Source organism: Halovulum dunhuangense, assembly GCF_013093415.1.
GTDB classification, from domain to species: domain Bacteria; phylum Pseudomonadota; class Alphaproteobacteria; order Rhodobacterales; family Rhodobacteraceae; genus Halovulum; species Halovulum dunhuangense.
Genome location: NZ_JABFBC010000001.1, coordinates 394,351 through 417,904, shown reverse-complemented (window position 1 = coordinate 417,904; position 23,554 = coordinate 394,351). Strand labels below are relative to the sequence as shown.

General features: G+C 66.4%; 27 protein-coding genes. 10 read left to right on the top strand and 17 right to left on the bottom strand.

The genetic code is table 11. From position 1 onward, the window contains the following. Position 1: 1 nt before the first annotated feature. The 4 genes from HMH01_RS02010 to HMH01_RS01995 are packed head-to-tail and all read right to left on the bottom strand — an operon-like array spanning position 2 to position 2,951. The gene (locus HMH01_RS02010) at positions 2–1,177 is read right to left on the bottom strand and encodes an ABC transporter permease (protein WP_171321971.1); all 1,176 of its coding nucleotides are present in this window, start codon (positions 1,175–1,177) and stop codon (positions 2–4) included. Beyond that, positions 1,177–1,842, bottom strand: a complete 666-nt coding sequence (locus HMH01_RS02005; protein ID WP_171321969.1) for an ABC transporter ATP-binding protein — start codon at positions 1,840–1,842, stop codon at positions 1,177–1,179. Before HMH01_RS02005 ends, HMH01_RS02010 begins: the two co-directional genes overlap by 1 nt. Continuing rightward, complete coding sequence (locus HMH01_RS02000; protein ID WP_171321967.1) at positions 1,839–2,426, bottom strand: hypothetical protein; 588 nt, start codon at positions 2,424–2,426, stop codon at positions 1,839–1,841. Before HMH01_RS02000 ends, HMH01_RS02005 begins: the two co-directional genes overlap by 4 nt. A gap of 48 nt (positions 2,427–2,474) precedes the next feature. Then, positions 2,475–2,951 carry an Lrp/AsnC family transcriptional regulator gene (locus tag HMH01_RS01995; RefSeq protein WP_171321965.1) on the bottom strand — a complete coding sequence of 159 codons (477 nt, stop codon included), beginning with the start codon at positions 2,949–2,951 and terminating at the stop codon, positions 2,475–2,477. A 138-nt stretch (positions 2,952–3,089) separates the two neighbouring features. Between HMH01_RS01995 and cysG the strand changes: the two genes are divergently transcribed. The 6 genes from cysG to HMH01_RS01965 are packed head-to-tail and all read left to right on the top strand — an operon-like array spanning position 3,090 to position 8,476. Continuing rightward, positions 3,090–4,484: a siroheme synthase CysG gene (gene cysG / locus HMH01_RS01990; protein WP_171321963.1), complete on the top strand. Its 1,395-nt coding sequence runs from the start codon at positions 3,090–3,092 to the stop codon at positions 4,482–4,484. Next, on the top strand, positions 4,484–4,786 hold the full coding sequence (locus tag HMH01_RS01985; protein ID WP_171321961.1) for a DUF2849 domain-containing protein: 303 nt from the start codon (positions 4,484–4,486) through the stop codon (positions 4,784–4,786). Before cysG ends, HMH01_RS01985 begins: the two co-directional genes overlap by 1 nt. Before the next feature lie 27 nt (positions 4,787–4,813). Beyond that, positions 4,814–6,475, top strand: a complete 1,662-nt coding sequence (locus HMH01_RS01980) for a nitrite/sulfite reductase (protein WP_171321959.1) — start codon at positions 4,814–4,816, stop codon at positions 6,473–6,475. After that, a complete protein-coding gene (locus HMH01_RS01975; protein WP_171321958.1) occupies positions 6,465–7,214 on the top strand; it encodes a phosphoadenylyl-sulfate reductase in 750 nt (249 codons plus the stop codon). Before HMH01_RS01980 ends, HMH01_RS01975 begins: the two co-directional genes overlap by 11 nt. Then, on the top strand, positions 7,211–7,642 hold the full coding sequence (locus HMH01_RS01970) for a DUF934 domain-containing protein (protein ID WP_171321956.1): 432 nt from the start codon (positions 7,211–7,213) through the stop codon (positions 7,640–7,642). The genes HMH01_RS01975 and HMH01_RS01970 overlap by 4 nt, the downstream gene beginning before the upstream one ends. 27 nt (positions 7,643–7,669) lie before the next feature. Next, on the top strand, positions 7,670–8,476 hold the full coding sequence (locus tag HMH01_RS01965) for a ferredoxin--NADP reductase (RefSeq protein WP_171321954.1): 807 nt from the start codon (positions 7,670–7,672) through the stop codon (positions 8,474–8,476). Between the two features lie 111 nt (positions 8,477–8,587). Here the strand turns inward: HMH01_RS01965 and HMH01_RS01960 are convergent, their stop codons facing one another. The 10 genes from HMH01_RS01960 to gap all read right to left on the bottom strand — a co-directional run bounded on the left by HMH01_RS01960 (position 8,588) and on the right by gap (position 17,608). Continuing rightward, positions 8,588–10,063, bottom strand: a complete 1,476-nt coding sequence (locus HMH01_RS01960; RefSeq protein WP_171321952.1) for an NAD-dependent succinate-semialdehyde dehydrogenase — start codon at positions 10,061–10,063, stop codon at positions 8,588–8,590. A gap of 266 nt (positions 10,064–10,329) precedes the next feature. Beyond that, positions 10,330–10,710: a response regulator gene (locus HMH01_RS01955; RefSeq protein WP_171321950.1), complete on the bottom strand. Its 381-nt coding sequence runs from the start codon at positions 10,708–10,710 to the stop codon at positions 10,330–10,332. Between the two features lie 19 nt (positions 10,711–10,729). Beyond that, positions 10,730–11,812: a protein-glutamate methylesterase/protein-glutamine glutaminase gene (locus HMH01_RS01950; protein ID WP_171321948.1), complete on the bottom strand. Its 1,083-nt coding sequence runs from the start codon at positions 11,810–11,812 to the stop codon at positions 10,730–10,732. After that, positions 11,809–12,405: a chemoreceptor glutamine deamidase CheD gene (locus HMH01_RS01945; RefSeq protein WP_171321946.1), complete on the bottom strand. Its 597-nt coding sequence runs from the start codon at positions 12,403–12,405 to the stop codon at positions 11,809–11,811. Before HMH01_RS01945 ends, HMH01_RS01950 begins: the two co-directional genes overlap by 4 nt. Further along, on the bottom strand, positions 12,402–13,202 hold the full coding sequence (locus HMH01_RS01940; RefSeq protein WP_171321944.1) for a CheR family methyltransferase: 801 nt from the start codon (positions 13,200–13,202) through the stop codon (positions 12,402–12,404). Before HMH01_RS01940 ends, HMH01_RS01945 begins: the two co-directional genes overlap by 4 nt. A gap of 48 nt (positions 13,203–13,250) precedes the next feature. Beyond that, positions 13,251–13,751, bottom strand: coding sequence for a chemotaxis protein CheW (locus HMH01_RS01935; RefSeq protein WP_216366743.1), 501 nt, complete (start codon positions 13,749–13,751; stop codon positions 13,251–13,253). Continuing rightward, complete coding sequence (locus HMH01_RS01930) at positions 13,748–15,784, bottom strand: chemotaxis protein CheA (protein ID WP_171321942.1); 2,037 nt, start codon at positions 15,782–15,784, stop codon at positions 13,748–13,750. Before HMH01_RS01930 ends, HMH01_RS01935 begins: the two co-directional genes overlap by 4 nt. Positions 15,785–15,793: 9 nt before the next feature. Continuing rightward, positions 15,794–16,153 carry a response regulator gene (locus HMH01_RS01925; protein WP_171321940.1) on the bottom strand — a complete coding sequence of 120 codons (360 nt, stop codon included), beginning with the start codon at positions 16,151–16,153 and terminating at the stop codon, positions 15,794–15,796. After that, positions 16,150–16,425, bottom strand: a complete 276-nt coding sequence (locus HMH01_RS01920) for a hypothetical protein (protein ID WP_171321938.1) — start codon at positions 16,423–16,425, stop codon at positions 16,150–16,152. The genes HMH01_RS01925 and HMH01_RS01920 overlap by 4 nt, the downstream gene beginning before the upstream one ends. Before the next feature lie 181 nt (positions 16,426–16,606). Next, positions 16,607–17,608 carry a type I glyceraldehyde-3-phosphate dehydrogenase gene (gene gap, locus HMH01_RS01915; protein WP_171321936.1) on the bottom strand — a complete coding sequence of 334 codons (1,002 nt, stop codon included), beginning with the start codon at positions 17,606–17,608 and terminating at the stop codon, positions 16,607–16,609. Positions 17,609–17,985: 377 nt separating this feature from the next. Here gap and HMH01_RS01910 point away from each other — a divergent pair, with 377 nt between their 5' ends. Genes HMH01_RS01910 through HMH01_RS01900 form a run of 3 tightly spaced genes read left to right on the top strand, consistent with a single transcriptional unit; the run spans position 17,986 to position 20,227 of the window. Then, complete coding sequence (locus tag HMH01_RS01910) at positions 17,986–18,711, top strand: GNAT family N-acetyltransferase (protein WP_171321934.1); 726 nt, start codon at positions 17,986–17,988, stop codon at positions 18,709–18,711. Positions 18,712–18,722: 11 nt separating this feature from the next. Beyond that, positions 18,723–19,298, top strand: coding sequence for a peroxidase-related enzyme (locus tag HMH01_RS01905; protein ID WP_171321932.1), 576 nt, complete (start codon positions 18,723–18,725; stop codon positions 19,296–19,298). After that, entirely contained in the window at positions 19,295–20,227 is a 933-nt protein-coding gene (locus tag HMH01_RS01900) for an OmpA family protein (RefSeq protein WP_171321930.1), read from the top strand. The genes HMH01_RS01905 and HMH01_RS01900 overlap by 4 nt, the downstream gene beginning before the upstream one ends. A 150-nt stretch (positions 20,228–20,377) precedes the next feature. Here HMH01_RS01900 and HMH01_RS01895 read toward each other — a convergent pair whose 3' ends face one another. The 3 genes from HMH01_RS01895 to HMH01_RS01885 all read right to left on the bottom strand — a co-directional run bounded on the left by HMH01_RS01895 (position 20,378) and on the right by HMH01_RS01885 (position 22,995). After that, positions 20,378–21,295 (bottom strand): LysR family transcriptional regulator, encoded by a 918-nt coding sequence (locus HMH01_RS01895; protein ID WP_171321928.1) that lies wholly within the window; start codon positions 21,293–21,295, stop codon positions 20,378–20,380. A gap of 115 nt (positions 21,296–21,410) precedes the next feature. Then, the gene (locus tag HMH01_RS01890; RefSeq protein ID WP_171321926.1) at positions 21,411–22,322 is read right to left on the bottom strand and encodes a LysR family transcriptional regulator; all 912 of its coding nucleotides are present in this window, start codon (positions 22,320–22,322) and stop codon (positions 21,411–21,413) included. A gap of 76 nt (positions 22,323–22,398) precedes the next feature. Continuing rightward, a complete protein-coding gene (locus HMH01_RS01885; RefSeq protein ID WP_425483571.1) occupies positions 22,399–22,995 on the bottom strand; it encodes a transglycosylase SLT domain-containing protein in 597 nt (198 codons plus the stop codon). Between the two features lie 224 nt (positions 22,996–23,219). On the opposite strand from HMH01_RS01885, the gene hspQ reads away from it, so the two are divergent. Continuing rightward, complete coding sequence (gene hspQ, locus HMH01_RS01880; protein ID WP_171325146.1) at positions 23,220–23,546, top strand: heat shock protein HspQ; 327 nt, start codon at positions 23,220–23,222, stop codon at positions 23,544–23,546. Positions 23,547–23,554 lie beyond the last annotated feature (8 nt).

Here is a 23,554-nt window from a genome sequence, read left to right as displayed (position 1 = left end):
CTTACGCATTGGTGACCAGCCAGACGGCAACGTCATTCATGTAAGGCAACGTAACCAGCACGGATATGGTTGCAACTGACAGTGCCGCGACGACGATCAGGATGATTTCCGCCGACAGCATCCGGGCAATCGCAAGGCGGTGACAGCCTAGCCGCGTGGCGGTCGCCATCTCGTCCGCCCGCAGGCGCAGCGACAGGAACACCGCAAGGCCCAGCGCGATCAGCGCAGCGGCGCCGACAATCACGAACACCGCGTCCAGCACCCGTCCGATGCGGAAGATGGTCTGCAACAACCCCTCGACCACCTGCGCGGGGACAACGATGCGCGTCTGCTCTTCGGGGCCGAGATAGCGGCCGCGCAGGATGGTGCCGGCGCGGTCATCCCAGGGCACCGCGATCACCGACGAAACGGGATAGGTTTCCGGCGCGCCGTGGAAGTGGAAACTGTCTATGTTGTCGGCCGTGATGCGCGTGAACTGCGTGAGCGCGGCATTGGCCAGCACGTTGCCGTCCTGAACCGAGACGGCCATGCCCTGCTCGATCACGTCGTCATGTCCATGGCCCAGGCCCTCGATCACCCAGGCGGTGTTCATGTCGACGAAAACCGCATCGTCGTCAGCGGTGCCGGTCGGTGCAAGCACGCCCACGACCAGCATCTCTAGCGGGTAGCTGCCCGCAAGGTCGAACAGGTTCTCGGGGTCGGAAATCAGCGGATCGCCGGTCCGCAGGCCCAGACGTTGCGCGGCCCGGGCGCCAAGAACCGCCTCGCCCAGCACCGCAAGGCCGCGACCTTCGGCGAATTCCAGCCCGCGAAAGTCGAAGTAGTCCAGCGTCGTGCCCACCACCGGGGCGCCGCCCGCGCTGTAGCGGACATAGAGCGGGATCGCGACGGCAAGGCCACTGTCCCAAACCCTGTCCACGGCGGCCATCGACACCGGCTCGGGCCGGTCGGCACTGAAATAGAGCCCGTTCATCATCAGGTCCAGCGCCGACCCCCGCGCGCCGATCATCAGCGGCGTCGCCTCGGCCCGGGCGGTCAGCTGGTCTTCGGCGGCGTTCAGCACCAGCCGCGTGGCCACCGGCACGAACAGGATCAGGGCAAGCGCCAGCACCAGCACCAGGCTGCGGCCCGCGTTGTGGCGCAGATAGGCCAGCGCAAGGAAGAACGCCCCCCGCATCAGGCAGCCCTTGTCCGGAAGGCGGCGAAATCGACCACCCGGTCGAAGCGCGGCAGCAGCGCGTGGTCATGCGTCACCGCCAGAAGCGTCGCCCCCTCGGCTGCGGCCTGAGCGAACAGCAGGTCGAGAATCAGTTCCTTGTTGTCCGGGTCGAGATTGCCCGTCGCCTCGTCCGCCAGCAGAAGCGCGGGCCGCGTGACCAGCGCCCGGCAGATCGCCACGCGCTGCTTCTCGCCCTGGCTGAGCGCCGAGGGCTTGCGCCCCAGCTTGTCCGACAGGCCCACCGCGGCGGCCAGTTCCTCGGCCCGGCTGCGCACGGCACGATCCAGCTGCAGGCTGTCCGTGATGCGATAGGGGTAGAGGATGTTCTCGGCGGCGGTCAGGTAGTCGACCAGTTCGAAATTCTGGAAGATGAAGCCGATGGTGTTGATACGGAACGCGCGTCGCCGTGCATCCGACAGGCGTGCCAGTTCCGTGTCATGGACCACCAGCCGCCCCCGCCCGGGCAGAAGGATGCCGGCGACGAGGTTCAGGAGCGTCGTCTTGCCGGTGCCGGACGGGCCGACCACGGCGACACGCTCTCCGGCCTCGACGTTGAGATGCGGGATTTCCAGCCGGAAGCCGCCGCCGGGATGGGCGAAGTGCAGATGCTCGGCGCGGATCATTGCAGCATGTCCAGGAAAAGCGGCACGTCCTGCCGGCGCACCTGGTTCAGATCGAAGGCCGTCAGCCGCCACTCGCCCGCGGCAGGGCCCAGCGTCATGGTCGCGGAATAGCGGTTCACCCGTTCATGCCGGTGATCCTCGTGGCCCAGGATGCCGATGACCGTCCAGGTCGCATCGAGACGGTAGCCGTCCGCGGTGCGTCCAAGCAGGGTCATCTCGTCCAGCGTCACGTCCAGGATTTCGGCGCTGCCGGCCATTTCGGGCGGCTCGTTCACCTGCGCCGCGCGGCGCTGGAGATAGAGATCCGTTACCAGACCGGGCGCGACGGCGGCGACAAGGCCGTCATAGATCGCGCCCTCTTCCTCCTGCCCGAAGGCGGCGTAGACGCGGGTCAGAAGGGCGATCAGGACCTCCGCCATCTCGGGCTCGGACAAGTCGCGCGCCGCAGCCCCGGTATCGGGCCGCAGGGCCACCGGATCCCCGGACCACGGACGCACGGTCCAGATCACCACAGCCGCAAGCACCGCAAGCGCCGCGAGCGCCGTACGTCCAAGGATGCGCTCTGTCCTGCGGAAGTCGATCATGCCCGCAGACCTAGCGCGCAGCGTCATGGGCGGCAATGGCCTTGCGCGTCACTCCGCGTCGGCCGGCAGCGGCAGCGCGGTGGTACTCTTCATCTCTTCCATCGATAGGGTGGAGGTGACGTTGAAGATGCTCACCTCGGAGATGAGCGCGCGGTAGAAATCGTCATAGGCTTTGGGGTTGGGCACCCGGACCTTGAGGATGTAGTCGATATCCCCGGCAAGGCGGTGCGCCTCCAGAACCTCGGGGCGGCGGCGGATCGCGCCAAGGAAGCGCTCCAGCCAGTCCTTGTCGTGCTGGGATGTCCGGATCAGCACGAAGAAGCAGGCGTCGAGCCCGATCTTCTCGGGGTCGAGCAGCGCCACCTCTCCGCGGATGACGCCCGCATCCTTCAGCTTGCGAATCCGGTTCCAGACCGGGGTCTTGGACGCCCCCACCTCGCGCGCGATGTCGTCGAGAGAACGGGAAGAGTCCCGTTGCAGCACGTCGAGGATTTTCCGGTCGAGCGGGTCGAGTGCGATGGACATTCCAGACTTCTCCCGAAAGGCGAACGCGTGTTCAAGCGGCACCCAGTATCCGGGACATATTCCTTATTTGCAAGGCATACTCGCCAAATTCAGGAACTTTCGACTAGATTCGAGCTTATCGAAGAAAGGATTTCACCCATGCGGCACTTCCCGATCTTTCTGAACCTGTCCGGCCGGCGCGTCATCGTCTCGGGTGCGGGGGAATGCGCCGTGGCAAAGCTGCGGCTGCTGCTCAAGACCGAGGCGCGGATCAGCGTGTTCGGCACCGAACCCGCGGAACAGGTCCGCGACTGGGCCGCCGACGGCCGCCTGACGCTGATCGAGCGCCCCCTCGAAGAAGGCGATGCGGTCTGCGCCGCGCTGGTCTACGGCGCGAACGAGGATGCGGCGCTGGACGCCCGCGCGGTCGCCATCGGCCGGCGCGCGGGCGCGCTGACCAACATCGTCGACAACCTCGAGGATAGCCAGTTCATCACCCCCGCCATCGTGGACCGTGACCCCGTCACCGTCGCCATCGGCACCGAGGGGGCTGCCCCGGTGCTGGCACGCCGGATCAAGGCCGATCTGGAGGAACGGCTGCCCGCCTCGCTTGGGATCCTTGCCCGGATCGGCCAGTCCTTTCGCCCGCAGGCCGAGGCGCTGCGCCATGGCCTGCCGCGCCGCCGCTTCTGGTCGCGCTTCTATTTCGAGCGCGGCCCCGAGGCGGTGAAATCCGGTGACGCGGCCGTGCGCAACGCGCTGGAGACGCTTCTGGCCGAAGAACTCGATGCCGGCCCCGAGACGGGCCATGTCTGGCTGGTCGGCACCGGGCCGGGCGATCCGGAACTGATGACGCTCAAGGCGCGCCGCCTGCTGCACGAGGCGGACGTGGTGATCCATGACCGGCTGGTCCCGCAGCCCATCCTGGAACTGGCCCGCCGCGAAGCCACGGTGATCGAGGTCGGAAAGACCCCCTATGGCCGATCCTGGAGCCAGGACGACATCAACGCGCTGATCGTCGAACATGGCCGCGGATCCAAGGTGGTCCGGCTGAAATCCGGCGATCCGGGCATCTTCGGTCGGCTGGACGAGGAAATGGACGCGCTGGACGCGGCCGGCATCCCCTTCGAGGTGGTGCCCGGTGTCACATCCGCCTCGGCCGCGGCGGCGTCGATCAAGACCAGCCTGACCCGGCGCGGGCGCAATGGCAGCCTGCGCATCCTGACCGGGCATGACGTGAAAGGCTTTGCCGATCACGACTGGCGCGCACTGGCAAGGCCCGGCACGGTCGCCGCGATCTACATGGGGGTCCGCGCCTCGACCTTCATCCGCGGCCGCCTGATGATCGCCGGCTGCCCCGAGGATACACCGGTGACAGCGGTGGAGAACGCCTCGCGCCCCGACCAACGGGTGATCGCGACCCGGCTGATAGACCTGCCTCAGGCGCTGGACGAGGCCGCACCGCATGGCCCGGTGATGCTGTTCCTGGGCCTGTCCCCGCGCGCGGCGGAACTTTCGGCGCGACAGCTTCGTCCCCAGGCGGAGGCGCTCTGATGGCCCGGGACTTCATACCGAAGATCGCGACCGGCAACGACCTGCTGGAAGGCGATGTCGTCTACTTCACCGAAAGCGGCGACTGGACCCGCGACCATGGCGACGCCGCCGTTGCCGGAACGGAAGAACAGGCGCAGGCGCTGCTGTCCCGCGCGAGCGGGTTTCCACAGCAGGTCGTGGGTGTCTACCTCGCCGAGGCCAGGATCGTGAACGGCCGTCCCGCCCCGGTCCATTTCCGCGAGGTTTTCCGCACCCGCGGCCCCTCCAACTACCCCCATCATGGCCGACAGGCCCGCGCCTGACACGCGCCCCGAAGACCGGAGAGCGAGATGTACGACTACACCGATTTCGATGCCGCCTTCGTCCGCAACCGGGTGGCCGAGTTCCGCGACCAGGTGGCCCGCAGGCTGGATGGCAGCCTGACCGAGGACGAGTTCAAGCCGCTGCGGCTGATGAACGGGCTATACCTGCAACTGCACGCCTACATGCTGCGGGTGGCGATCCCCTACGGCACGCTGAACGCGCGCAAGATGCGCCAGCTGGCCCATATCGCCGACACCTGGGACAAGGGCTACGGCCATTTCACCACGCGACAGAACATCCAGTTCAACTGGCCGAAGCTGCGCGACGTGCCCGACATACTGGACGCGCTGGCCGATGTGGGCCTGCACGCGATCCAGACAAGCGGAAACTGCATCCGGAACGTGACCGCCGACCATTTCGCGGGCGCGGCCGCCGACGAGATCGAGGATCCGCGCCCCACGGCCGAGCTGATCCGGCAATGGTCCACCGACCATCCCGAATTCGCCTACCTGCCGCGCAAGTTCAAGGTGGCGGTCACCGGCAGCCCCAACGACCGCGCGGTGACGAAGGCGCATGATATCGGGCTGCGGATGCTGCGCGACGAGACCGGCGCGCCCGGCTACGAGGTGATCGTGGGCGGCGGCCTGGGCCGCACGCCGATGATCGGCAAGGTGGTCCGGGACTTCCTGCCCAAGGCCGACCTCTTGCCCTATCTCGAAGCGATCCTGCGCGTCTACAACCTGTCCGGGCGGCGGGACAACAAGTACAAGGCGCGGATCAAGATCCTTGTGCACGAGACCGGGCTCGAGGAAATCCGAGACCTGATCGAGGCGGAATTCCAGCGCACACGCGCGGAACTGCCCCCGGTCGATCCGGCGCTTCTGTCCAGCATCGAGGCCGCCTTCGCGCCGCCGGCACTTGCCCGGCGACCGGTTCCGGATCTTTCCCGTGCGGATGCGGGGCTGCGCAGCTTCATCGACACCAATGTCATGGCGCACCGGGATCCGGACCATGCCATCGTCAGCGTCTCGATGAAACCCGTGGGCGGGACGCCGGGCGACGCCACCTCGGACCAGATGCGCGCGCTTGCGGATATCGCCGAGCGGTATTCCCATGACGAGCTGCGCATCAGCCACGAGCAGAACGTGATCCTGCCCCATGTCCACCGCGCGGACCTGCCGGCGGTCTATGACGCCCTGCGCGCGGCCGGGCTTGCCACGGCCAATATCGGGCTTGTGTCTGACATCATCGCCTGCCCCGGCATGGATTATTGCGCGCTGGCCACCGCGCGCTCGATCCCGATCGCCCAGCAGATCGGCACGACCTTTGCCGATCTCGATGCGCAGGCCGATATCGGGCCGCTCAAGATCAAGATCTCGGGCTGCATCAACGCCTGCGGGCATCACCATGTCGGCCATATCGGGGTCCTCGGTCTCGACCGGGCGGGTGTGGAGAACTACCAGATCACCCTGGGCGGCGACGGAACCGAGACAGCGACCCTTGGGGAACGGACCGGCCCCGGCTTCGCCTATGACGAGATCGTGCCGGCGATCACCCGTCTGATCGAGACCTATCTGCGGCTGCGCGAGGACCGGTCGGAGACCTTCCTCCAGGCCTATCGCCGGCTGGGCATGGCCCCCTTCAAAGACGCGCTCTACGCGCAGGAGCGGCGGGCCGATGCTGCTTGAACCCTCCATCCGCTTCACCCCGGACCTTGCCGTCGCGGCCCTGAACACGCGCTACGAAGGCGCCCCCGCGGACGAGGTGCTGCACGCGGCGCTCAGGCTCTATGCCGGGCGCATCGCGGTCGTCTCGTCCTTCGGGGCGGAGTCCGCCGTGCTTCTGCACATGCTGGCGCAGATCAATCCGCATGCGCCGGTGCTGATGATCGACACGCTCATGCTGTTCCCCGAGACGCTGGACTACCAGCGCAGGCTCGGCGCGGCGCTTGGCCTTACCGACGTGCACCGCATCACCCCGGATGCCGGCGCGCTTTCCGCCGGCGACCCCTGGGACGCACTGCACCTGTCCGACCCCGATGCTTGCTGCCGGCTGCGCAAGGTGGCGCCGCTGTCCCGCGCGCTTGCCCCGTTCGAGGCGCATGTGAACGGGCGCAAGCGGTACCAGTCCGGCACGCGGGCACGGCTTCGGCCCTTCGAGCAGGATGCCGGGGGTGCGATCAAGGTGAACCCGCTGGCCGACTGGGGGCCACGGGAACTCGCGGCCTACATGGATCGCCATGCCCTTCCGCGCCACCCGCTGGTCGCGCGTGGCTACGCCTCGATCGGATGCGCCCCCTGCACCACGCGGGTGGCCCCCGGAGAGGACACCCGCGCCGGGCGCTGGCGCGGCCGGGACAAGACAGAGTGCGGCATCCATTTCGGCCCCGACGGCCGGGCCGAACGGAAAGAGAGGAGACATCCATGACCCAGATCGTCACCCGCGACGGGTTCGTCGCCGACAGCTTCCCACGCCACGGCGTGATCCTCGACCTCGATGCCTACTGGACGGGGCAGGACCTGCCCATCGACGTGCCGCTTGGCGTGCGCCTGCCGGTGGACGCGGACCCGGAGCGGCTGAGGCCGTGGTTCGGCAAGATCAGCCTCGCCATCATTCCTTTCGCCAGCAGCGCGGATGGGCGCGGCTTCAGCCTTGCGCGGCGCCTGCGCCAGCTCGGCTATCGGGGCCGCATCCGTGCCGAAGGCCATGTTCTGGTGGACCAGTTCCGCGCCGCCCTGCGGGTCGGCGTGGACGAGATCGCGATTTCGGATGCGCAGGCTCTGCGCAATCCCGAGGCCCAGTGGCTGGCCGTCCGCCATGTCGAGGGCTACCAGAACCGTCTCTTCGCCGCCTGAAGACCCCCTAAAGACAGGATTACCCCGATGAACCAGCACGCCCCGGCCGCCGCCGCCACCCCCGTCCTGCCCGATGCACAGGACGTGACCGAGGTGATCCACTGGACCGACCGGCTGTTCTCGTTCCGGCTGACCCGCCCGCGTTCGCTGCGGTTCCGCTCGGGCGAGTTCGTGATGATCGGCCTGCCCGGCGAGAACGGCAAACCGATCCTGCGCGCCTATTCCATCGCCTCGCCCTCCTGGGACGAGACGCTGGAATTCTATTCGATCAAGGTGCCCGACGGGCCGCTCACGTCCCGGCTTCAGCGGATCCGGCCCGGCGACCAGGTGATCCTGCGCCCGAAACCCGTCGGCACGCTTGTCGTGGACGCGCTGCTGCCGGGCCGGCGGCTCTACATGGTCGCGACTGGGACCGGCATCGCGCCCTTCGCCTCGCTCCTGCGCGACCCCGAGGTGCATGAGAAGTTCGACGAGGTGATCCTGACGCATACCTGCCGGCAGGTCGCGGAACTGGAATACGGCCGCCGCATTGTCGCGGCCCTTCCGGACGACCCGCTGATCGGAGAGCTTGTCGCCGGCAAGGTGAAATACCTGCCCACCACCACCCAGGAAGACAGCCCAAACACGGGCCGGATCACCGACTGGATCGCCTCGGGGCGCCTGTTCGACCACCTCGGCACACCGCCCTTGGACCCAGAGACGGACCGCGTGATGATCTGCGGCTCCATGGGCCTGAACACCGACGTGAAGGCGCTGCTCGAGACTGCAGGCCTGCGCGAAGGCTCGAACGCCAACCCGGGCGAATTCGTGCTGGAGAAGGCCTTCGTCGGCTAGGCCAGGCCAAAACGAGAAGTGGAAGGCGCGGCATGACCCCGCCTTCCACTTTCTTCAAATATCCCCGCCGGAGGCATCTGCCCCCTCAACGGGGTACGGCGTCCGCCCGGTTCAGACCGACATGCAGATGTATTTCATCTCCAGATAGTCCTCGATCCCGTGGCTCGATCCCTCGCGGCCAAGTCCCGACTGCTTCACGCCCCCGAAGGGCGCAACCTCGGTCGAGATCAGGCCCGTGTTGACACCGACCATCCCGTATTCCAGCGCCTCGGCCACGCGCCAGACGCGGCTCAGGTCGCGGGCATAGAAATAGGACGCAAGGCCATAGATCGTGTCGTTGGCCTGGGCGATCACGTCGGCCTCGTCCTCGAAGCGGAAGAGCGGCGCTACCGGGCCAAAGGTTTCGTCATGTGTGACCATCATGTCGCTGGTCACACCGGTCAGGACCGTCGGCTCGAAAAAGGTACCGCCCAGCGCCGAGCGCTTGCCGCCCGTGACCACCTTCGCGCCCTTGGACACGGCGTCGGAGATATGCTCCTCCACCTTTTCCAGCGCGGCCGTGTTTATCAGCGGGCCGGTGCTGACGCCCGCCTCGAACCCGTCGCCCAGCTTCATTTTCGCGACCGCCGCCGAAAGCTTCTCGGCAAAGGCGTCATAGACACCCGCCTGCACATAGATGCGGTTCGCGCAGACACAGGTCTGGCCATTGTTGCGATACTTGGAGATCATCGCCCCCTCGACGGCGGCGTCCAGATCCGCGTCGTCGAACACGATGAAGGGCGCGTTCCCGCCCAGTTCCATCGACATCTTCATGATCTGATCGGCGCCCTGGCGCAGCAGGATGCGGCCCACCTCTGTCGATCCGGTAAAGGTCAGCTTGCGCACCTTGGGGTTGGCGCAGAATTCCTGCCCGATGACCGAGCTGCGCTTCGAGGTGACAACGTTCAGGATGCCCGCGGGCACGCCAGCGCGCTCGGCCAGCACGGCCATCGCCAGCGCCGAGAGCGGCGTCTCGGCCGCGGGCTTGGCGACGAAGGCGCAGCCGACCGCAAGCGCGGGCCCCACCTTGCGGGCGATCATCGCATTGGGAAAGTTCCAGGGCGTGATCGAGGCAACGACACCCACCGGCTGCTTGATCACCACGATACGCTTGTCGCGCTGGTGGCCGGGGATCGTCTCGCCATAGGCGCGCTTGGCCTCTTCCGAGAACCATTCGATGAAGCTGGCGCCGTACATGATCTCGCCCTTGGCCTCGGCCAGCGGCTTGCCCATCTCGGCGGTCAGGATCGCGGCAAGGTCGTCCGCATTCTCGACCATCAGCTCGTACCACTTGCGCAGAACGGCGGCACGTTCCTTGCCGGTGCGCGCCGCCCAGTCCTTCTGCGCCGCATGGGCCGCGTCGATGGCGCGGCGCGCATCGGTCTCGTCCATGTCGGCGATGGCACAGATCACGTCCCCACGGGCCGGGTTGGTCACCTCGAATGTCTTGCCCGAGGCGGCATCGACCCATTCGCCGCCGATATACCCCTTGGTCACCAGCAGCGACGGATCCTTCAGCAGATCGGCGAGATTGGTCTGATCGAGCATGGGTTCCCCCCTGGATGCGGTTTTGCGGTCGTGCCGCAGACGCCGATACAGGATCACAGTCGCGCGCCGGGTTCAAGGCGGCGCGGCGGCAAGCGGCACCCCCGGCATCGCCGCCGGGTCGCGGGTGACATCCATGCGCCGGGGCCGCGCGGGCGCCGGCGCATGCAGGGGCGATACCGGACAAGATTCCATCGGCTGGCGTCACTTGTCGCGCCAAAGGGCACCCGGAGCACGGGCCCCCAGCCTGGCCACGAATGCCTCGGCGATCAGGTCAGGACCCCCAGGTGCTGCTCGATCGCCTCGCGCATGTCGGCGACGCTGAAGGGCTTGGCCACGAAATGGTCGACCGTCTGATCGCTGGCCCGGTCGCGATAGGACTCCGATGTGGCCAGAAACACCGGCGTCGACCGCAGCACAGGGTGGCTCTTGATCCGTTGCGCAAGTTCCACCCCGCTCAACCCCGGCATGTTCAGGTCCGAGATCACGGCATCGAATTTCTGCTGTGCCATCACCTCCAGCGCCTGATCGCCCGAGGCGGCGAGCGCCACGTCCAGCACCCCCAGTTTCTTGAGGCACTGGCGGGCCAGGCCCCGCATGCTTTGCTGATCGTCCACGACCAGTATCTTCAGTGACTTTGCCGCTGGCATCGCACCCGTCCCTCCTGCCTCATGCGGTCCTGATAGCGGACCGCGTGTTAAGAATTTCACTCATGCGCCGCGCAATCCCCGGAAGATCCGCCTCCTCGTCGACGGCCTGCAACTCCCGTGCGGCCCGTGGCATGCCATAGACGACGCAACTTTCCTGCGACTGCCCGATGCACCACGCGCCCGTATTGTGCAGCGCCCGCATTCCCGCTGCGCCATCACGGCCCATTCCGGTCAGGATCACGCCCAGCGCCCGTCCCCCGACGGCGGTCGCCACGGAATTGAAGAGCACATCCACCGATGGCCGGTGTCCCGAAATCGGGCCGGACCCATCGAGCCGCGTCACAAGACGCCCGCCTGCCCGCGCGACCGTCAGATGCATGTCGCCGGGCGCGATCCGGATCTGCCCGGGGGCAAGCACCTCTCCGGGAACCGCCTGAGACACCGCATGCGGCAGCAATGCGTCCAGCCGGCCCGCGAACCGCTCCGTGAACATGGGCGGCATGTGCTGCGTCACCACGACGGGAGGAAGCGTCGGCGGCAGCATCGCAAGCAACTCGCTCAGAGCCGCCACACCGCCGGTCGAGGCGCCGATGGCAATCAGTTCCGGCCGCGCGATGCGTCTTGACCGCAGCGCCGCCAGCGGCGGATTGGAATCCGCAGGGGCAGACTTCGTTGCCGCACCCTGCCCGCGCGGCCACGCCATTCGTGCCAGCAGCACACTCTCGCGCAACGCGCGCCCGAACCTCGCCACCTCCTCTCGGCCCGAGGGCTTCGGGATCGCATCGATCGCGCCGATCTGAAGCGCGGCGAGGCTGACCTCGGTGCCGGCAGCGGTCAGGGTCGAGACCATGATCACGGGCGTGGGCCGCAATTCCATGATCTTCTTCAGGAACTCGATGCCGTTCATGCCCGGCATCTCGACATCGAGGGTCACGACATCGGGATCGTGCTGGCGGATCATCTGCCGCGCCTCGGCCGTGTTTGCGGCCTCGGCTATCACCTCTATGTCTGCCCCGGCCTCGAGTCCCGCGCGGATCATGCGCCGCATGAGGGCGCTGTCGTCGACGACCAGCACACGAACCGGACCGCTCGGAGAAATCATTGGAAAAGCTCCACGCTTCCGGTCTGCGGCGTGGCGGAGAGACGGTTGCGATAGGCCTCCTCGCTGCGCGCGGCTTGCCGCGTTTCGGTCTGGGCAAGGTACTGGACACGGACCTGCCCGTTGTCAGGGAAATAGTAGACTCTTCGGGCCAGCTTGCCGCCCAAGTCCTCGGCAAGGATCGCGATGCCCTCGCCCTTCAGGTAATCGCGCACGAACCGCGCATTGGAGGCGCCGACGCTCCGGGTCCGCGTCGTGGTCCCGATGACCTCTGCGCCGCCGAAAACCTTGGCCTCGAGGTCGCGGCGCAGGCCACCCGCCGAGAGGATGTCGTTGACCAGCAATTCCATCGCATAGGCCCCATACCGGGCGGAATGGCTGCCATCGCTGCCGGGAAGCAGGAAATGGTTGAGCCCGCCGCGCCCCGTCTCGCGGTTGCGGATGCAGGCGGACACGCAGGAACCGAGCAGCGTTCCGACCGCCGCCCCTGGCTCGGCAATCACCCGGTGCGCGCCCGGAAGGACGGGGAATACCCGTGCATCGACCCGGTAGTCGAAATGGCCGGGTTGCCCGCCGGTGCCAATCGCCTGCATCATGGCGTTCTCCGCCGGTAGACCGTCTCGCCGCAGGCTTCGAGATCGCCGTGCTGGCCGAGAATGGACTCCGAATGGCCAAGATAGAGGTAGCCGCCCGGGGTCAGAAGCGCGGCGAACCGGTCGATCAGCGCTGCCTTGGTCGGCTGGCTGAAATAGATCATGACGTTCCGGCAGAAGACCGCGTCGAAGCGCCCGGTCATCGGCCACGGCTCGAGCAGGTTCAGGCAGCGATAGGCGATCATGCCCTGCGCCGCTGGAGGCAGGGAGACGAACCGGCGGCATTCCGACCGGACAAGGTGGCGGGCAAAGCGCTGCGGGATATCCGCCGCGCGGTCGGCCGGATACTGGCCCGCCGCCGCACGCGCAAGCATCCCCGTGTCGAGATCGGTCGCAAGGATCCGGATATCGGCCGGCGCATTCCCCATCGCCTCCAGTGCGGTCAGCGCGATGGAGGCTGGCTCCTCCCCGCTCGAGCAACCGGCCGACCAGATCCGAAGCCGGGGCGCGGTCTGCTGGCTGAGCGGGGCGAGAACGTGTTTTTCGAGATGGGCGAAATGATGCGCCTCGCGATAGAGAGAGGTCAGGTTGGTCGTCAGGCTGTTGACGAATTCCTGCAGCTCGGCCGGATCCCTTCCTGCGTCCAGATGGTCGAGATAGGCGGTGAAGCTGCCCATCCCCAGGGCACGAAGCCGGCGCGACAGGCGCGAATGGATCATCTGTCGCTTGTGCTCTTCCAGAACGATCCCCGCCATCCGCGCGATGCGCTCGGCGATGCGCGCGAAATCGCGGTCGGTCATCAACGACGGAGGGGAAACCGGTGCGGTCTGGTTCATGACCGGCACGCCTCAGAACGCATCCTCGTCGCCCCCGGGAAAAAGCGTGTTCAGATCGAGCAGCGCGACCATTCCGGCCTGGGTGCTGACAAGCCCCCCGATGGCGGACATGTCGCCCATGGACTGCCCCATGGGCACGGGCCGGATTTCCTCGGATGGGACGCCCAGGATGTCGGACACCGCGTCAACCAGGATGCCGACCGTCTTGGACCCGATCCAGACTATGACGACCACATGTGTCTCGGTCGGGGCGGTCATGGCACCGCCGAAGCGCGCGCGCAGGTCATGGACCGGCACGATGGTGCCGCGCAGGTTCAGGACGCCTCGGGTGAAATGCGGCTGGTTCGGCAGCACCGTCGTGGGCGACCACTGCTTGATCTCGCGAACGAGATTGATGTCCACGCCGTAGATGCTGTCACCGACGAGGAAGGTCACGTACTGGCGCAGCTTCGGACCATGCGATTCCGGCCCCTGACCAAGCAGATGTGGCAGGGTTTCTTGTACTTGGGTCAATGGAATACCTCCCGCGGACCCGAGCCGGGCCCCTGAAGTTGCAGAAGTCGGGCGATGTCCAGGATAAGCGCCACCTGACCATCACCCAGAATGGTTGCGCCCGAGACGCCCTCGACCTTGCGGAAATTCGCCTCGAGGGACTTCAGCACGATCTGACGCTGGCCGATCAACTCGTCGACGATCAGCGCGACTGGCCCGGACGTTTCGGTATCGACGACGATGGCCATCTGCCCGTCGGTGTCCGAGGGCGGCATGGACAGCGCGTCGCGCAGGCTGACGAGGCGAAGATATTCGCCGCGCCGCTCGAGCAGGCTGGATCCGTCGGGTAGCCGCTTGCCGCTGCCGGCGGTGACATGCAGCGCCTCGATCACCTCGGACAGCGGGAGGATGAACTTCTGATCCCCGACGCTGATGGTCATGCCGTCCATGACGGCAAGCGTCAGCGGCAACGTGATGTCGAAGCGGGTGCCCCGGCCCGGCGTGCTGACCATGCTGAAGCGCCCGCCAAGCGACAGGATCTTCTTCTTCACCACATCCATGCCGACGCCGCGCCCCGAAACCGAAGAAATTTCCTCGGCAGTGGAGAACCCCGGGTGGAATATCAGCATGTCGATCTCCTCGGGGCTCAGGCGGTCGTCGGGTCCGACAAGGCCGCGTTCCAGCGCCTTGGCCAGGACCCTTTCGCGGTTCACCCCACGCCCGTCATCCTCGACGGTGATGATGACACGCTCGCCACGGTGCTCGGCGGCAAGCCGGATCCGGCCAGTGCCGGACTTGCCGAGCGCCAGTCGCTCCTCCGCGGCCTCCAGCCCGTGATCCATCGCGTTCCGGATCATGTGGGTCAGGGGCTCTGCCAGTTCCTCGATCACCGTTGCGTCCACCTCGGTGGCCTCGCCCTCGAGGTCGAGCCGCGCGTTCTTTCCCAGCTTGTCGGCAAGATCGCGAACCACCCGCGGCATCCGGCGGAAGACCGACCGCACCGGCTGGGCGCGGATCGCCATGACGCTTTCCTGCAATTCCCGCAGCTGCCGCGACATGGCATCGACGGTATGGGCGATGTCAGCCAGGCTGCGCCCTTCGCCACCCTCGAACAGGTTCTGTGCGAGCGCGGCCTGGGTAATGAGCATTTCACCCACCAGGTTCACCAGCCGGTCGATCCGCACGATATCCACCCGCAACGACTTGCCCGAATCGCCGCGCGTCGGGCTGCCCGGCGTCGCGGCCTCGGTTCCGACGGCACCCGCGGGGCCGGATGAGGGGGCTGCCTCCTCGGCCGACGCGAGTGGTGGTGGGGCTTCCGGCGCAACCTGCTCGGGCTCGTCCGCAAGCCCGGCAAACTCGACCCGGGCGGTGTGTTCGTAGATCGCGAAAAAGGCCGTCAGGGCATCGTCCGGGCGGTCCGTTCGAAACATGAGATCCCAGCCAAGCGGGCACAGGCGCGGATCGAAGGTGGCGATCGGGGGCAGCGTTCCGGTTGCATGCACCTCGGCAAGCCCGTGCTCGCGCGCCGCCCGCACGAGGCGAAGCATATCGTGGCCGGATTCGAAGAAACCGGCATCGGGAGTGAAGCGGATTTCCACCTCCCGCAGGGTGGGCGGGGGAAGGGCGCAGGCGTCGGGGATCTCCGGCGCGGGCTTCGGGGCGTCCGATAGGCCGGCCCGTGCGGCCAGGTCGGACTGAAGCCGCTGCATCCCCGGGGCTGGGCCGGTATCGCCTGCCTCGGCCATCTCGACCAGCGTCTGCATCATGTCGCCCGAGCGCAGAAGAAGCGCACAAAGCTCCGCATCGAGGGGAAGGCTGCCGGAACGAACCAGGTCCATGACCGTTTCGAACTGGTGGGCAAAACCGATCAGCTGCTCGAACCCGAAGGCGGCGGCCCCGCCTTTCACGGAATGCACGGCGCGAAACGCGGCGTGGACCGTGTCGGGATCGCCCGCATCCGCTGCCAGCAGGTTCAGATGCTCGATCAGCGCTTCCAGCAACTCCTTTGCTTCTGAGAAGAACAGCGCCTCGAAATCCTCGTCCTCGTCCATCTGGGTACCTCAGGCGAGCTGATCGACAAGGGAGAGGATCTGCTTGGGATCGAAGGGCTTGGTGATCCAGCCCGTCGCCCGCACGGCGCGGGCGCGATCCTTCAGCGCCTGCGCGGTTTCCGTCGTCAGCAACAGCATCGGCAGGCTCTGCCCCTCCGGCTCCTGGCGGGCCGCCTCGATGAAGTCGAGCCCGTTCATCCGCGGCATGTTCAGATCCGTGATGACGATATCGGGCTTGTGGCGGCGCAGCTGGTCCAGCGCCTCGATCCCGTCGGCGGCGAGAATGACCTCGTGTCCGGCGCGGGTCAGACAATCGGCAAGCATCGCGCGCAGGGCGCGGGTGTCGTCCACGGCAAGTACGCGGCTCATCCAGGGAACTCCATCTTCATCAGGTCGCCAAAAAGGCCAAGATCCGAGAACGCATCCATGAAGCCGGGGCCCGCGCCCTCGACCGCGATCGCGGGGCCGTTGGCGTCGCGAAGTGCCGCACAGATCGTCAGGACGTAAGGCGTGGACAGGCTTCGCGCCCCGCCTGCCACAAGGGTGACCGGGCCGGCAGCGCCCGCCAATGCCGACTGAAGCGCGAGCGCCGCGTCGAGCCCCGCGCTTTCGGGCACGTCGATCCGGAGACCGGCGCTCATCACGCGGGTCCGGGCTTGGAATGGAGGGGGGCGGTATCGGTCATCGTCAGTCTCCCAGCCGGCCCGGGCCGGAATGCCGTTCGGGCGTCGGGCAGGTATCGCCCGGAGAGTCTGAACACAGGATGAAAAAAATCCGGCCCCGTGGGGCCGGATCGTTAGAGTTTTAACTTTGGGCGATGCCTCAGATGAACTTCGCCATCACGGTGGCGGTGTCGAGCATGCGGTTCGAGAAGCCCCACTCGTTGTCATACCACGTCAGCACCCGAACCATGCCACCATCGACAACCTTGGTCTGCGGCGCGGCAAAGATCGAGGAATGCGAGTCGTGATTGTAGTCGGCGGACACCAGCGGTGCCTCCTCGTAGCCCAGCACGCCGGCAAGCGGCCCCTCGGAGGCAGCCTTCATCGCGGCGTTGATCGCCTCTGCGGTGGCAGGCTTTTCGAGAATGACCTTGAGGTCCACCACCGACACGTTCGGCGTCGGCACGCGGATCGACGAGCCGTCGAGCTTGCCCTTGAGGTCCGGCATCACCAGGCCCACGGCCTTGGCCGCGCCGGTCGAGGTCGGGATCATCGACAGCGCCGCGGCGCGCGCACGGTAAAGATCCTTGTGCATCGTGTCCAGCGTCGGCTGGTCGCCGGTGTAGGAATGGATCGTCGTCATGAATCCCGACACGATCCCGAAATTGTCGTGCAGGATCTTTGCGACCGGGGTCAGGCAGTTGGTGGTGCAGGACGCGTTCGACACCACCACGTCATCGGCGCTCAGGCTGTCATGGTTCACACCATAGACGATGGTCTTGTCTGCATTCGCGCCGGGCGCCGAGATCAGCACCCGCTTGGAGCCGTTCTCCAGGTGCATCGCAGCCTTTTCCCGGTCGGTGAAGAAGCCGGTGCATTCGAAGGCGATGTCCACATCGCCCCAGGGCAGCGCCTTGGGGTCACGCTCGGCAGTGACGCGAATCGGGCCGCGGCCCAGGTCGATGGTGTCGCCGGTCACGGTGACCTTGCCCGGGAAACGGCCATGCACGCTGTCGTAGCGCAGCAGGTGTGCGTTGGTCTCGACCGGACCCAGATCGTTGATCGCAACCACCTCGATGTCCGTCCTCCCGCTCTCGACGAGTGCGCGAAGCACGTTGCGGCCAATGCGGCCAAACCCGTTGATTGCGACTTTGATCGTCATGACGGCTTTCCTTTCGATGCGAAACCGGTCCCGTGAAACCCAATCGGGCGCACCCGTCGAAGGTGCGCCCGACTGTCTACACGCTGCGGCGCGTCCTGCAAGGGGCGCGAGACCCGCGAAAAGGGTATCTGCAAGGGATGCGTGTGGGGAGAGCCACGCAAACACCCCTTGCAGAGGAGAGGTATCAGCCAAGGCCCTAATAAGGCTGAACCCCATTCCTGCCGGGTTGCCCCGGTGTGTTAGCGGTAACATACCCAGGCAGCCGCCGAGGTCAAATACTAATTTCGGACATGCGACAAAGGCTGGCCGAAAACGGACTGGAAAAGCCCGGGGGCCTTGTGCACGGTCAGCGCGAGCCCAACCCAGAGGGAGAGCGCATGACCGCGAACACGCCCGACCTGCCGGATCTGCTGGCCGCCATGGATGCGACATGGGCGCCACTGCGGATGTTCACCGAGGGCGGCTGGACCTTTCGCGAAGGGGCAGGCGGCGGCAAGCGGGTATCGGCCGCGACGGCGGTTGCCGCGCATCCAGATCCGGCCTTCGCCGAAACCCGGATGCGCAAGATGGGTCAGACGCCGCTTTTCATGCTCGGGGAACAGGGCGGCGCGCTCGATACCGCGCTGGCTGCGCGGGGCTACCGGATCGTCGATCCGGTCACGCTCTACATGGCGCCCGTCGCGACACTTCTGGCGACAGGTGGCCCCGGCTTTCGTGCTGTGATCGGCGATCTGCTGATGCCGGTGATGGCGGAGATCTGGGCCGGGGGCGGCATCGGGCCCGGCCGGCTCGCGGTGATGGACCGGGTGGCCGTGCCCAAGGCCTATCTGCTTACCCGGACATCCGACGCCCCCGGCGGGGTTGCGTTCGTCGCGGCGGACCGGGGCATCGCGATGATCCACGCGATCGAGGTGCGGCCCGAGTTGCGCCGCCAGGGGCTGGCACGGCTTCTGCTGGCTGCGGCGGCGGAATGGGCGGCAGAGAACGGTTGCACCAGACTTGCGCTGGCGGTCACGGATGCGAATACGGGGGCGAACGCGCTTTATGTCGGGCTGGGCATGGTCCCGGTCGGCCACTATCATTACCGTCAGGCACCCGAGTGAGGAACACGGCGATGCATATGGATACCGACAGTCCGACCGCGCTGGACCTGCCGATGGTCGATCCGTTGCCGGACGCGACGGCGAAATACTTCAGGATCTGCGAGGAGAAGCTGGGCCTAGTCCCCAACGTCCTGAAGGCGCATGCCTTCGACGTGGAGAAGCTCAACGCCTTCACCGCCGTCTACAACGACCTGATGCTGGGGCAGAGCGGGCTTTCCAAGCTCGAGCGGGAGATGATCGCGGTGGCGGTCTCTTCGGCCAACCGCTGCTGGTATTGCCAGGTCGCGCATGGCGCAGCGGTACGCGAGTTGTCGGGCAACCCGGAACTGGGCGAGGCACTGGTGATGAACTACCGCGTGGCCGACCTGAGCCCGCGCCAGCGCGCCATGCTGGATTTCGCGGTCAGGATCACCACGGACAGCGCCAGCATCGAGGAGGCGGATCGCCGGAAGCTGCGCGATGCCGGCTTCTCGGACCGAGACATCTGGGACATCGCCGCAGTCGCCGCATTCTTCAACATGTCGAACCGGCTTGCCTCGGCGGTGGGCATGCAGCCCAACCCGGAATATCACGCCCGCGGCAGATGAACCGCGCAGCCATCGCCTGTATCGTGGCGGCCCTGCTGTTCGTGCCCCCGGCAACGGCGCAGGAAACGCCGCTGGCGCTGCCCGAGGGTACGGTCGAGACCGCGCGCCTTGTCGAGGATCCGGGTTCGGTGCGCCTGCCGACCGGGCGGCACGGCGCAGACGACACCCCCGGCATCACGCTGGAGGGCCGGGTCCTGATCCGGACCTGGCGCATCCCCGCCGGGAGCGGCGAGCCCCTGAGCGTCCTTCGGGGGCTTCGGCCGCAACTGGAGAGTGCCGGATACCGCCCGGTCTTCGAGTGCGAGTCCGAGGGCTGCGGCGGCTTCGATTTCCGCTTTGCAAACCGCGTGCTCCCGGCCCCCGCGATGGAGTTCGATCTGACCGATTTTCGGGCTCTGACCGCCCGGCGGGATGGCGCGCATATCGGGCTGATCCTGTCACGCTCGCCACGCGGCGGTTTCGTGCAGGCGATAGAGGTGACGGAAGCGGCCGAGGCGCTGCCAGTCCTGCGCGTACCGGAAGCGTCGGGCCTAACGGGCGCTGCGAACCCGTCATCGACGGACGACCTGGGGGCCAGGCTGCGACAGGAGGGGCGGGCCGTGCTGGAAAGGGTCGCCTTCGCGCCAGGCGCCCGCCGCCTGGAAGCCGAGGCGATCGCGGCTCTCGAGCCGCTGGCGGCCCTCTTGCGCGCGGATCCGGCGCTTTCGGTGATCCTCGTGGGACACACGGACAACGAAGGCGGGCTTGCCGCCAACATCGAGGTTTCCCGCATCAGGGCAGAGGCGGTGCGCCGTGCGCTGATCGAAAGTCACGGCATCCCCGCCGAACGCCTGTCCGCGGAAGGCGCGGGCTTTCTTGCCCCCCGCGCCAGCAACACGACCCCCGAGGGTCGCGCGCTGAACCGGCGGGTCGAGGTAATCCCGCGGTAGGAACGGGCAAAAAAAATGGGCCGCAAAACTGCGGCCCAAGTCTAGGGAGGAAATGCCCGGAACGGGCAATCGCCGAAGCGATGATTGATAAATAACCGATCAGCCCATGGACGACAGCCCCGGAATCGGCAAAGCCGCTTTGCCCTGCGGTCAAAGCCCGGCCCGCCGCTCCCACGGTGGCACCTTGCCGAAATGGCCCGTCAGATAATCGAGAAAACTGCGCAGCTTGGGCGCAAGGTTCCGCCGCTCGGGGTATATCGCGTAGATGGACGACCCGGTCTGGACATAGTCGGGCAGAAGCCGCAACAGCCGGCCCTCGGCGATGTCGTCGCCGACCAGATAGGTGGAAAGCCGTGCGATCCCCATGCCTGCCAGCGCCGCGTGATAGACGGCATCGGCGCTGTTCGCCTCGAAATTACCCGTCACCTGGACGCTGATCGGGTCGCCGCCCTCGACGAAGCGCCAGTCGTTCCATTTCTCGACCGTGGACAGGCGCAGGCAATTGTGTCCCGCCAGGTCGGATGGCCGTTCCGGCAGGCCACGACGCTCTATGTACGAGGGCGCGGCACAGATCACCCGCCTGTTCGGCGCCAGCTTTCGCGCGATTAGCGTCGAATTGTCGATCTGCTCGGAAAACCGGATGCTGACGTCAACCTCTTCGCTGACGATATCCACCTGCCGGTCGGTCAGTTCCAGATCGACGGTCACCTCCGGCACGGTTTCCAGATAGGCGGGCAGGATCGGCAGGATCTGCGCCTTGCCGAAGGCGACCGTGCAATGCACCCGCAGCACGCCCCGCGGATGGTCGGACATCGATTCGAACAGGTCGCGCGTCTCTGCGACCATTGCCGCGACGGAATGGCAACGGTCGTAGAACACGCGCCCCTCTTCGGTCAGGCAGATGCCCTGCTGGGTGCGGGTCAACAGCCGGATCCCCAGACTGTCCTCGAGCGCGCTGATCTGCTTGCTGACCGCCGAGGGCGTCAGGCTCAGGTCGCGGGCGGCGGCGGAAAAGCTGCCCTGCTCTGCCACCCGGGCAAAAAGGATCATCTGCGATGAAAGTTCCATATGCCCACCTGTGGCTTCGGTCCGGAGAAGGGCGCAGGCCGTCTGCGCCGGCGGACCGGTACTTGTGCGTTGCAACAATTCTGCTGCGATGCAACGATTCTGACTGGCAGATGCGTTACTCGGGCCAGACGTCCGGGCCACGGCCCTTCAGACGGTCCGCAAGGAAGTCGATGAAGGCACGGACCTTTGGCTGGGTGAACCGACCCGGCGGGTAGACGGCATAGATCCCCAGCATGTCCTGTTCGACATCCGGCAGAAGCGCCACCAGCCGCCCCTCTTCGACCGCACGGCCCAGGATGAAGGACGGCACCAGCCCGATTCCCAGCCCGCTTTCGGCAGCACGCCGCAGGCTTTCGCCATTGTTCGCGGTCAGCCGCCCGCCCACGCGGACGTGACGCTCTTCGCCGGATTTCGTCCGCAGGCGCCAGAAGTTGCCTGTGGACAGGTTGGAATAGTGAAGCAGCGTGTGATCGGCCAGATCGTCGATGGTCTCGGGCGTGCCATGCATTGCCAGGTAGCCCGGGCTTGCCACGATCAGCGCCCGGCTTTCGGCCAGCTTGCGTGCGCGCAGCGTGCTGTCCTCCAGCCGGCCGATGCGGATGGCGACATCGAAGCCCTCGGCGACCAGTTCCACGAAACGGTCATCGAGCACCATGTTCACCGACACTTCCGGGTACTCGTTCAGGAATTCGCCCACCAGGCCGGACACCTGGCTGATGCCGAAGCTGACCGGGACGGACACGCGCAGCGCCCCGCGCGGGGCGGTCTGCATGGCATTGACCATCTCGTCCGCCTCAAGCGCGCCGGTCAGGACCGTGGTCGCACGGTCGTAATAGGCAAGACCGATCTCGGTCGGGTTGACCCGCCGCGTGGTGCGATTGAGCAGCCGCGCACCCAGCCGCGCCTCGAGCGATGAGACATGCTTGGAGATCGCCGACTTGGACATTCCCAGCTTTTTCGCGGCGTCGGTGAACCCCCCCTGATCCACGACGGCGACAAAAGCCTCCATCTCGCTGAGTCTGTCCATGCAGGAACTCCAATAAACGACTGTCGCCGGTATATTGGCGACAGGCGCAACAATTCAAGAAGCTTCGCCGTTTATCTCAGGAACAGCTGGCCAGCTGCGCGGCGTAAGTGTTGGCCCGCGACTGCACCCGCGCGGCGGTATTCTGCAGCCAGGGCTTGCGGTTGTAGCTGCCGCGCTGAAACCCGCTGTGCCCCTCGTGATAGGCGAGGTACTGGTTATAGGCATCGTGCGGGTGCACGCCGGCCGTCTGGGTCGTGCGGGCCATGTACCAGCCCATGAAGTCGCTTGCATCCGCAAAGCGGTCCCGCTTTGCCCGGCGTTTTCCGGTATCGCGCTGATACCATTCCCAGGTGCCGTCGATCGCTTGCGCGTATCCATAGGCCGTCGAGACGCGGCCCGCAGGGATGAAGCCCAGAAAGTACCGGCGTGGCGTCCGCGCCTTGGGTCGGAACGAGCTTTCCTGATAGAAGGTCGCAAGCTGCACGTTCACCGGAACGCCCCAGCGCTTTTCCGTGGCCGCCATGGCGCGGAACCACGACGGCCGCTCGCGCTTGATCATGCACGCATTTTCGGCGTTGCTGGGCGGCCCTTCGCTGCCGCCGGAGCAGGCTGTGAGGACCACAAGGGAAATTACAGCGAAACGGGTCAGCGCCCGCCTGAAGGAATGTGCCATGTCTGCTCGATCCGTGCTTTTGCACTTTTGACGGGCAGTATGCCTGATTTTGCCAAATTCTTGAAGTACTGATCATCCGGCTTCCCGGAATCGTCATGACGACCGGCAAAGCGGCAAGGCAGGGTTGTGTCTGGCAGAACCTGACGGCTCTGCTTCATGGCGTCGATATGGACACACGCGGCTTTGGCCATTACCAAGGGCCCGAGATGAGTGCAGGTGACGGAATGCTGAAGACCCAGGCCAAATTCGCTATCGGGCAGGTCGTCCGCCATCGGTTTCACCCGTTTCGCGGTGTAATCTTCGATGTCGACCCGGTCTTCAACAATACAGAGGAATGGTACAACTCGATTCCGGCGGAAAACCGGCCGGCAAAGAACCAGCCCTTCTATCATCTCCTGGCCGAGAACGAGACGTCCTACTACACGGCCTACGTCTCAGAGCAGAACCTTGTCAGGGACGACAGCGGAGAACCTGTCGACCATCCGGAAGTCGGCGAACTCTTCGGCCATCTGAATGACGGCAAGTATGATCTTGGTGGCCCGCTTCATTGAAGCGGAAG

What these genes read in the sequence shown, in the direction of transcription:
- HMH01_RS02010 (WP_171321971.1), bottom strand. Translation starts at nt 1,177, where the DNA reads ATGCGGGGGGCGTTCTTCCTTGCGCTGGCCTATCTGCGCCACAACGCG.
- HMH01_RS02005 (WP_171321969.1), bottom strand. Translation starts at nt 1,842, where the DNA reads ATGATCCGCGCCGAGCATCTGCACTTCGCCCATCCCGGCGGCGGCTTC.
- HMH01_RS02000 (WP_171321967.1), bottom strand. Translation starts at nt 2,426, where the DNA reads ATGATCGACTTCCGCAGGACAGAGCGCATCCTTGGACGTACGGCGCTC.
- HMH01_RS01995 (WP_171321965.1), bottom strand. Translation starts at nt 2,951, where the DNA reads ATGTCCATCGCACTCGACCCGCTCGACCGGAAAATCCTCGACGTGCTG.
- cysG (WP_171321963.1), top strand. Translation starts at nt 3,090, where the DNA reads ATGCGGCACTTCCCGATCTTTCTGAACCTGTCCGGCCGGCGCGTCATC.
- HMH01_RS01985 (WP_171321961.1), top strand. Translation starts at nt 4,484, where the DNA reads ATGGCCCGGGACTTCATACCGAAGATCGCGACCGGCAACGACCTGCTG.
- HMH01_RS01980 (WP_171321959.1), top strand. Translation starts at nt 4,814, where the DNA reads ATGTACGACTACACCGATTTCGATGCCGCCTTCGTCCGCAACCGGGTG.
- HMH01_RS01975 (WP_171321958.1), top strand. Translation starts at nt 6,465, where the DNA reads ATGCTGCTTGAACCCTCCATCCGCTTCACCCCGGACCTTGCCGTCGCG.
- HMH01_RS01970 (WP_171321956.1), top strand. Translation starts at nt 7,211, where the DNA reads ATGACCCAGATCGTCACCCGCGACGGGTTCGTCGCCGACAGCTTCCCA.
- HMH01_RS01965 (WP_171321954.1), top strand. Translation starts at nt 7,670, where the DNA reads ATGAACCAGCACGCCCCGGCCGCCGCCGCCACCCCCGTCCTGCCCGAT.
- HMH01_RS01960 (WP_171321952.1), bottom strand. Translation starts at nt 10,063, where the DNA reads ATGCTCGATCAGACCAATCTCGCCGATCTGCTGAAGGATCCGTCGCTG.
- HMH01_RS01955 (WP_171321950.1), bottom strand. Translation starts at nt 10,710, where the DNA reads ATGCCAGCGGCAAAGTCACTGAAGATACTGGTCGTGGACGATCAGCAA.
- HMH01_RS01950 (WP_171321948.1), bottom strand. Translation starts at nt 11,812, where the DNA reads ATGATTTCTCCGAGCGGTCCGGTTCGTGTGCTGGTCGTCGACGACAGC.
- HMH01_RS01945 (WP_171321946.1), bottom strand. Translation starts at nt 12,405, where the DNA reads ATGATGCAGGCGATTGGCACCGGCGGGCAACCCGGCCATTTCGACTAC.
- HMH01_RS01940 (WP_171321944.1), bottom strand. Translation starts at nt 13,202, where the DNA reads ATGACCGACCGCGATTTCGCGCGCATCGCCGAGCGCATCGCGCGGATG.
- HMH01_RS01930 (WP_171321942.1), bottom strand. Translation starts at nt 15,784, where the DNA reads ATGGACGAGGACGAGGATTTCGAGGCGCTGTTCTTCTCAGAAGCAAAG.
- HMH01_RS01925 (WP_171321940.1), bottom strand. Translation starts at nt 16,153, where the DNA reads ATGAGCCGCGTACTTGCCGTGGACGACACCCGCGCCCTGCGCGCGATG.
- HMH01_RS01920 (WP_171321938.1), bottom strand. Translation starts at nt 16,425, where the DNA reads ATGAGCGCCGGTCTCCGGATCGACGTGCCCGAAAGCGCGGGGCTCGAC.
- gap (WP_171321936.1), bottom strand. Translation starts at nt 17,608, where the DNA reads ATGACGATCAAAGTCGCAATCAACGGGTTTGGCCGCATTGGCCGCAAC.
- HMH01_RS01910 (WP_171321934.1), top strand. Translation starts at nt 17,986, where the DNA reads ATGACCGCGAACACGCCCGACCTGCCGGATCTGCTGGCCGCCATGGAT.
- HMH01_RS01905 (WP_171321932.1), top strand. Translation starts at nt 18,723, where the DNA reads ATGCATATGGATACCGACAGTCCGACCGCGCTGGACCTGCCGATGGTC.
- HMH01_RS01900 (WP_171321930.1), top strand. Translation starts at nt 19,295, where the DNA reads ATGAACCGCGCAGCCATCGCCTGTATCGTGGCGGCCCTGCTGTTCGTG.
- HMH01_RS01895 (WP_171321928.1), bottom strand. Translation starts at nt 21,295, where the DNA reads ATGGAACTTTCATCGCAGATGATCCTTTTTGCCCGGGTGGCAGAGCAG.
- HMH01_RS01890 (WP_171321926.1), bottom strand. Translation starts at nt 22,322, where the DNA reads ATGGACAGACTCAGCGAGATGGAGGCTTTTGTCGCCGTCGTGGATCAG.
- HMH01_RS01885 (WP_425483571.1), bottom strand. Translation starts at nt 22,995, where the DNA reads ATGGCACATTCCTTCAGGCGGGCGCTGACCCGTTTCGCTGTAATTTCC.
- hspQ (WP_171325146.1), top strand. Translation starts at nt 23,220, where the DNA reads ATGCTGAAGACCCAGGCCAAATTCGCTATCGGGCAGGTCGTCCGCCAT.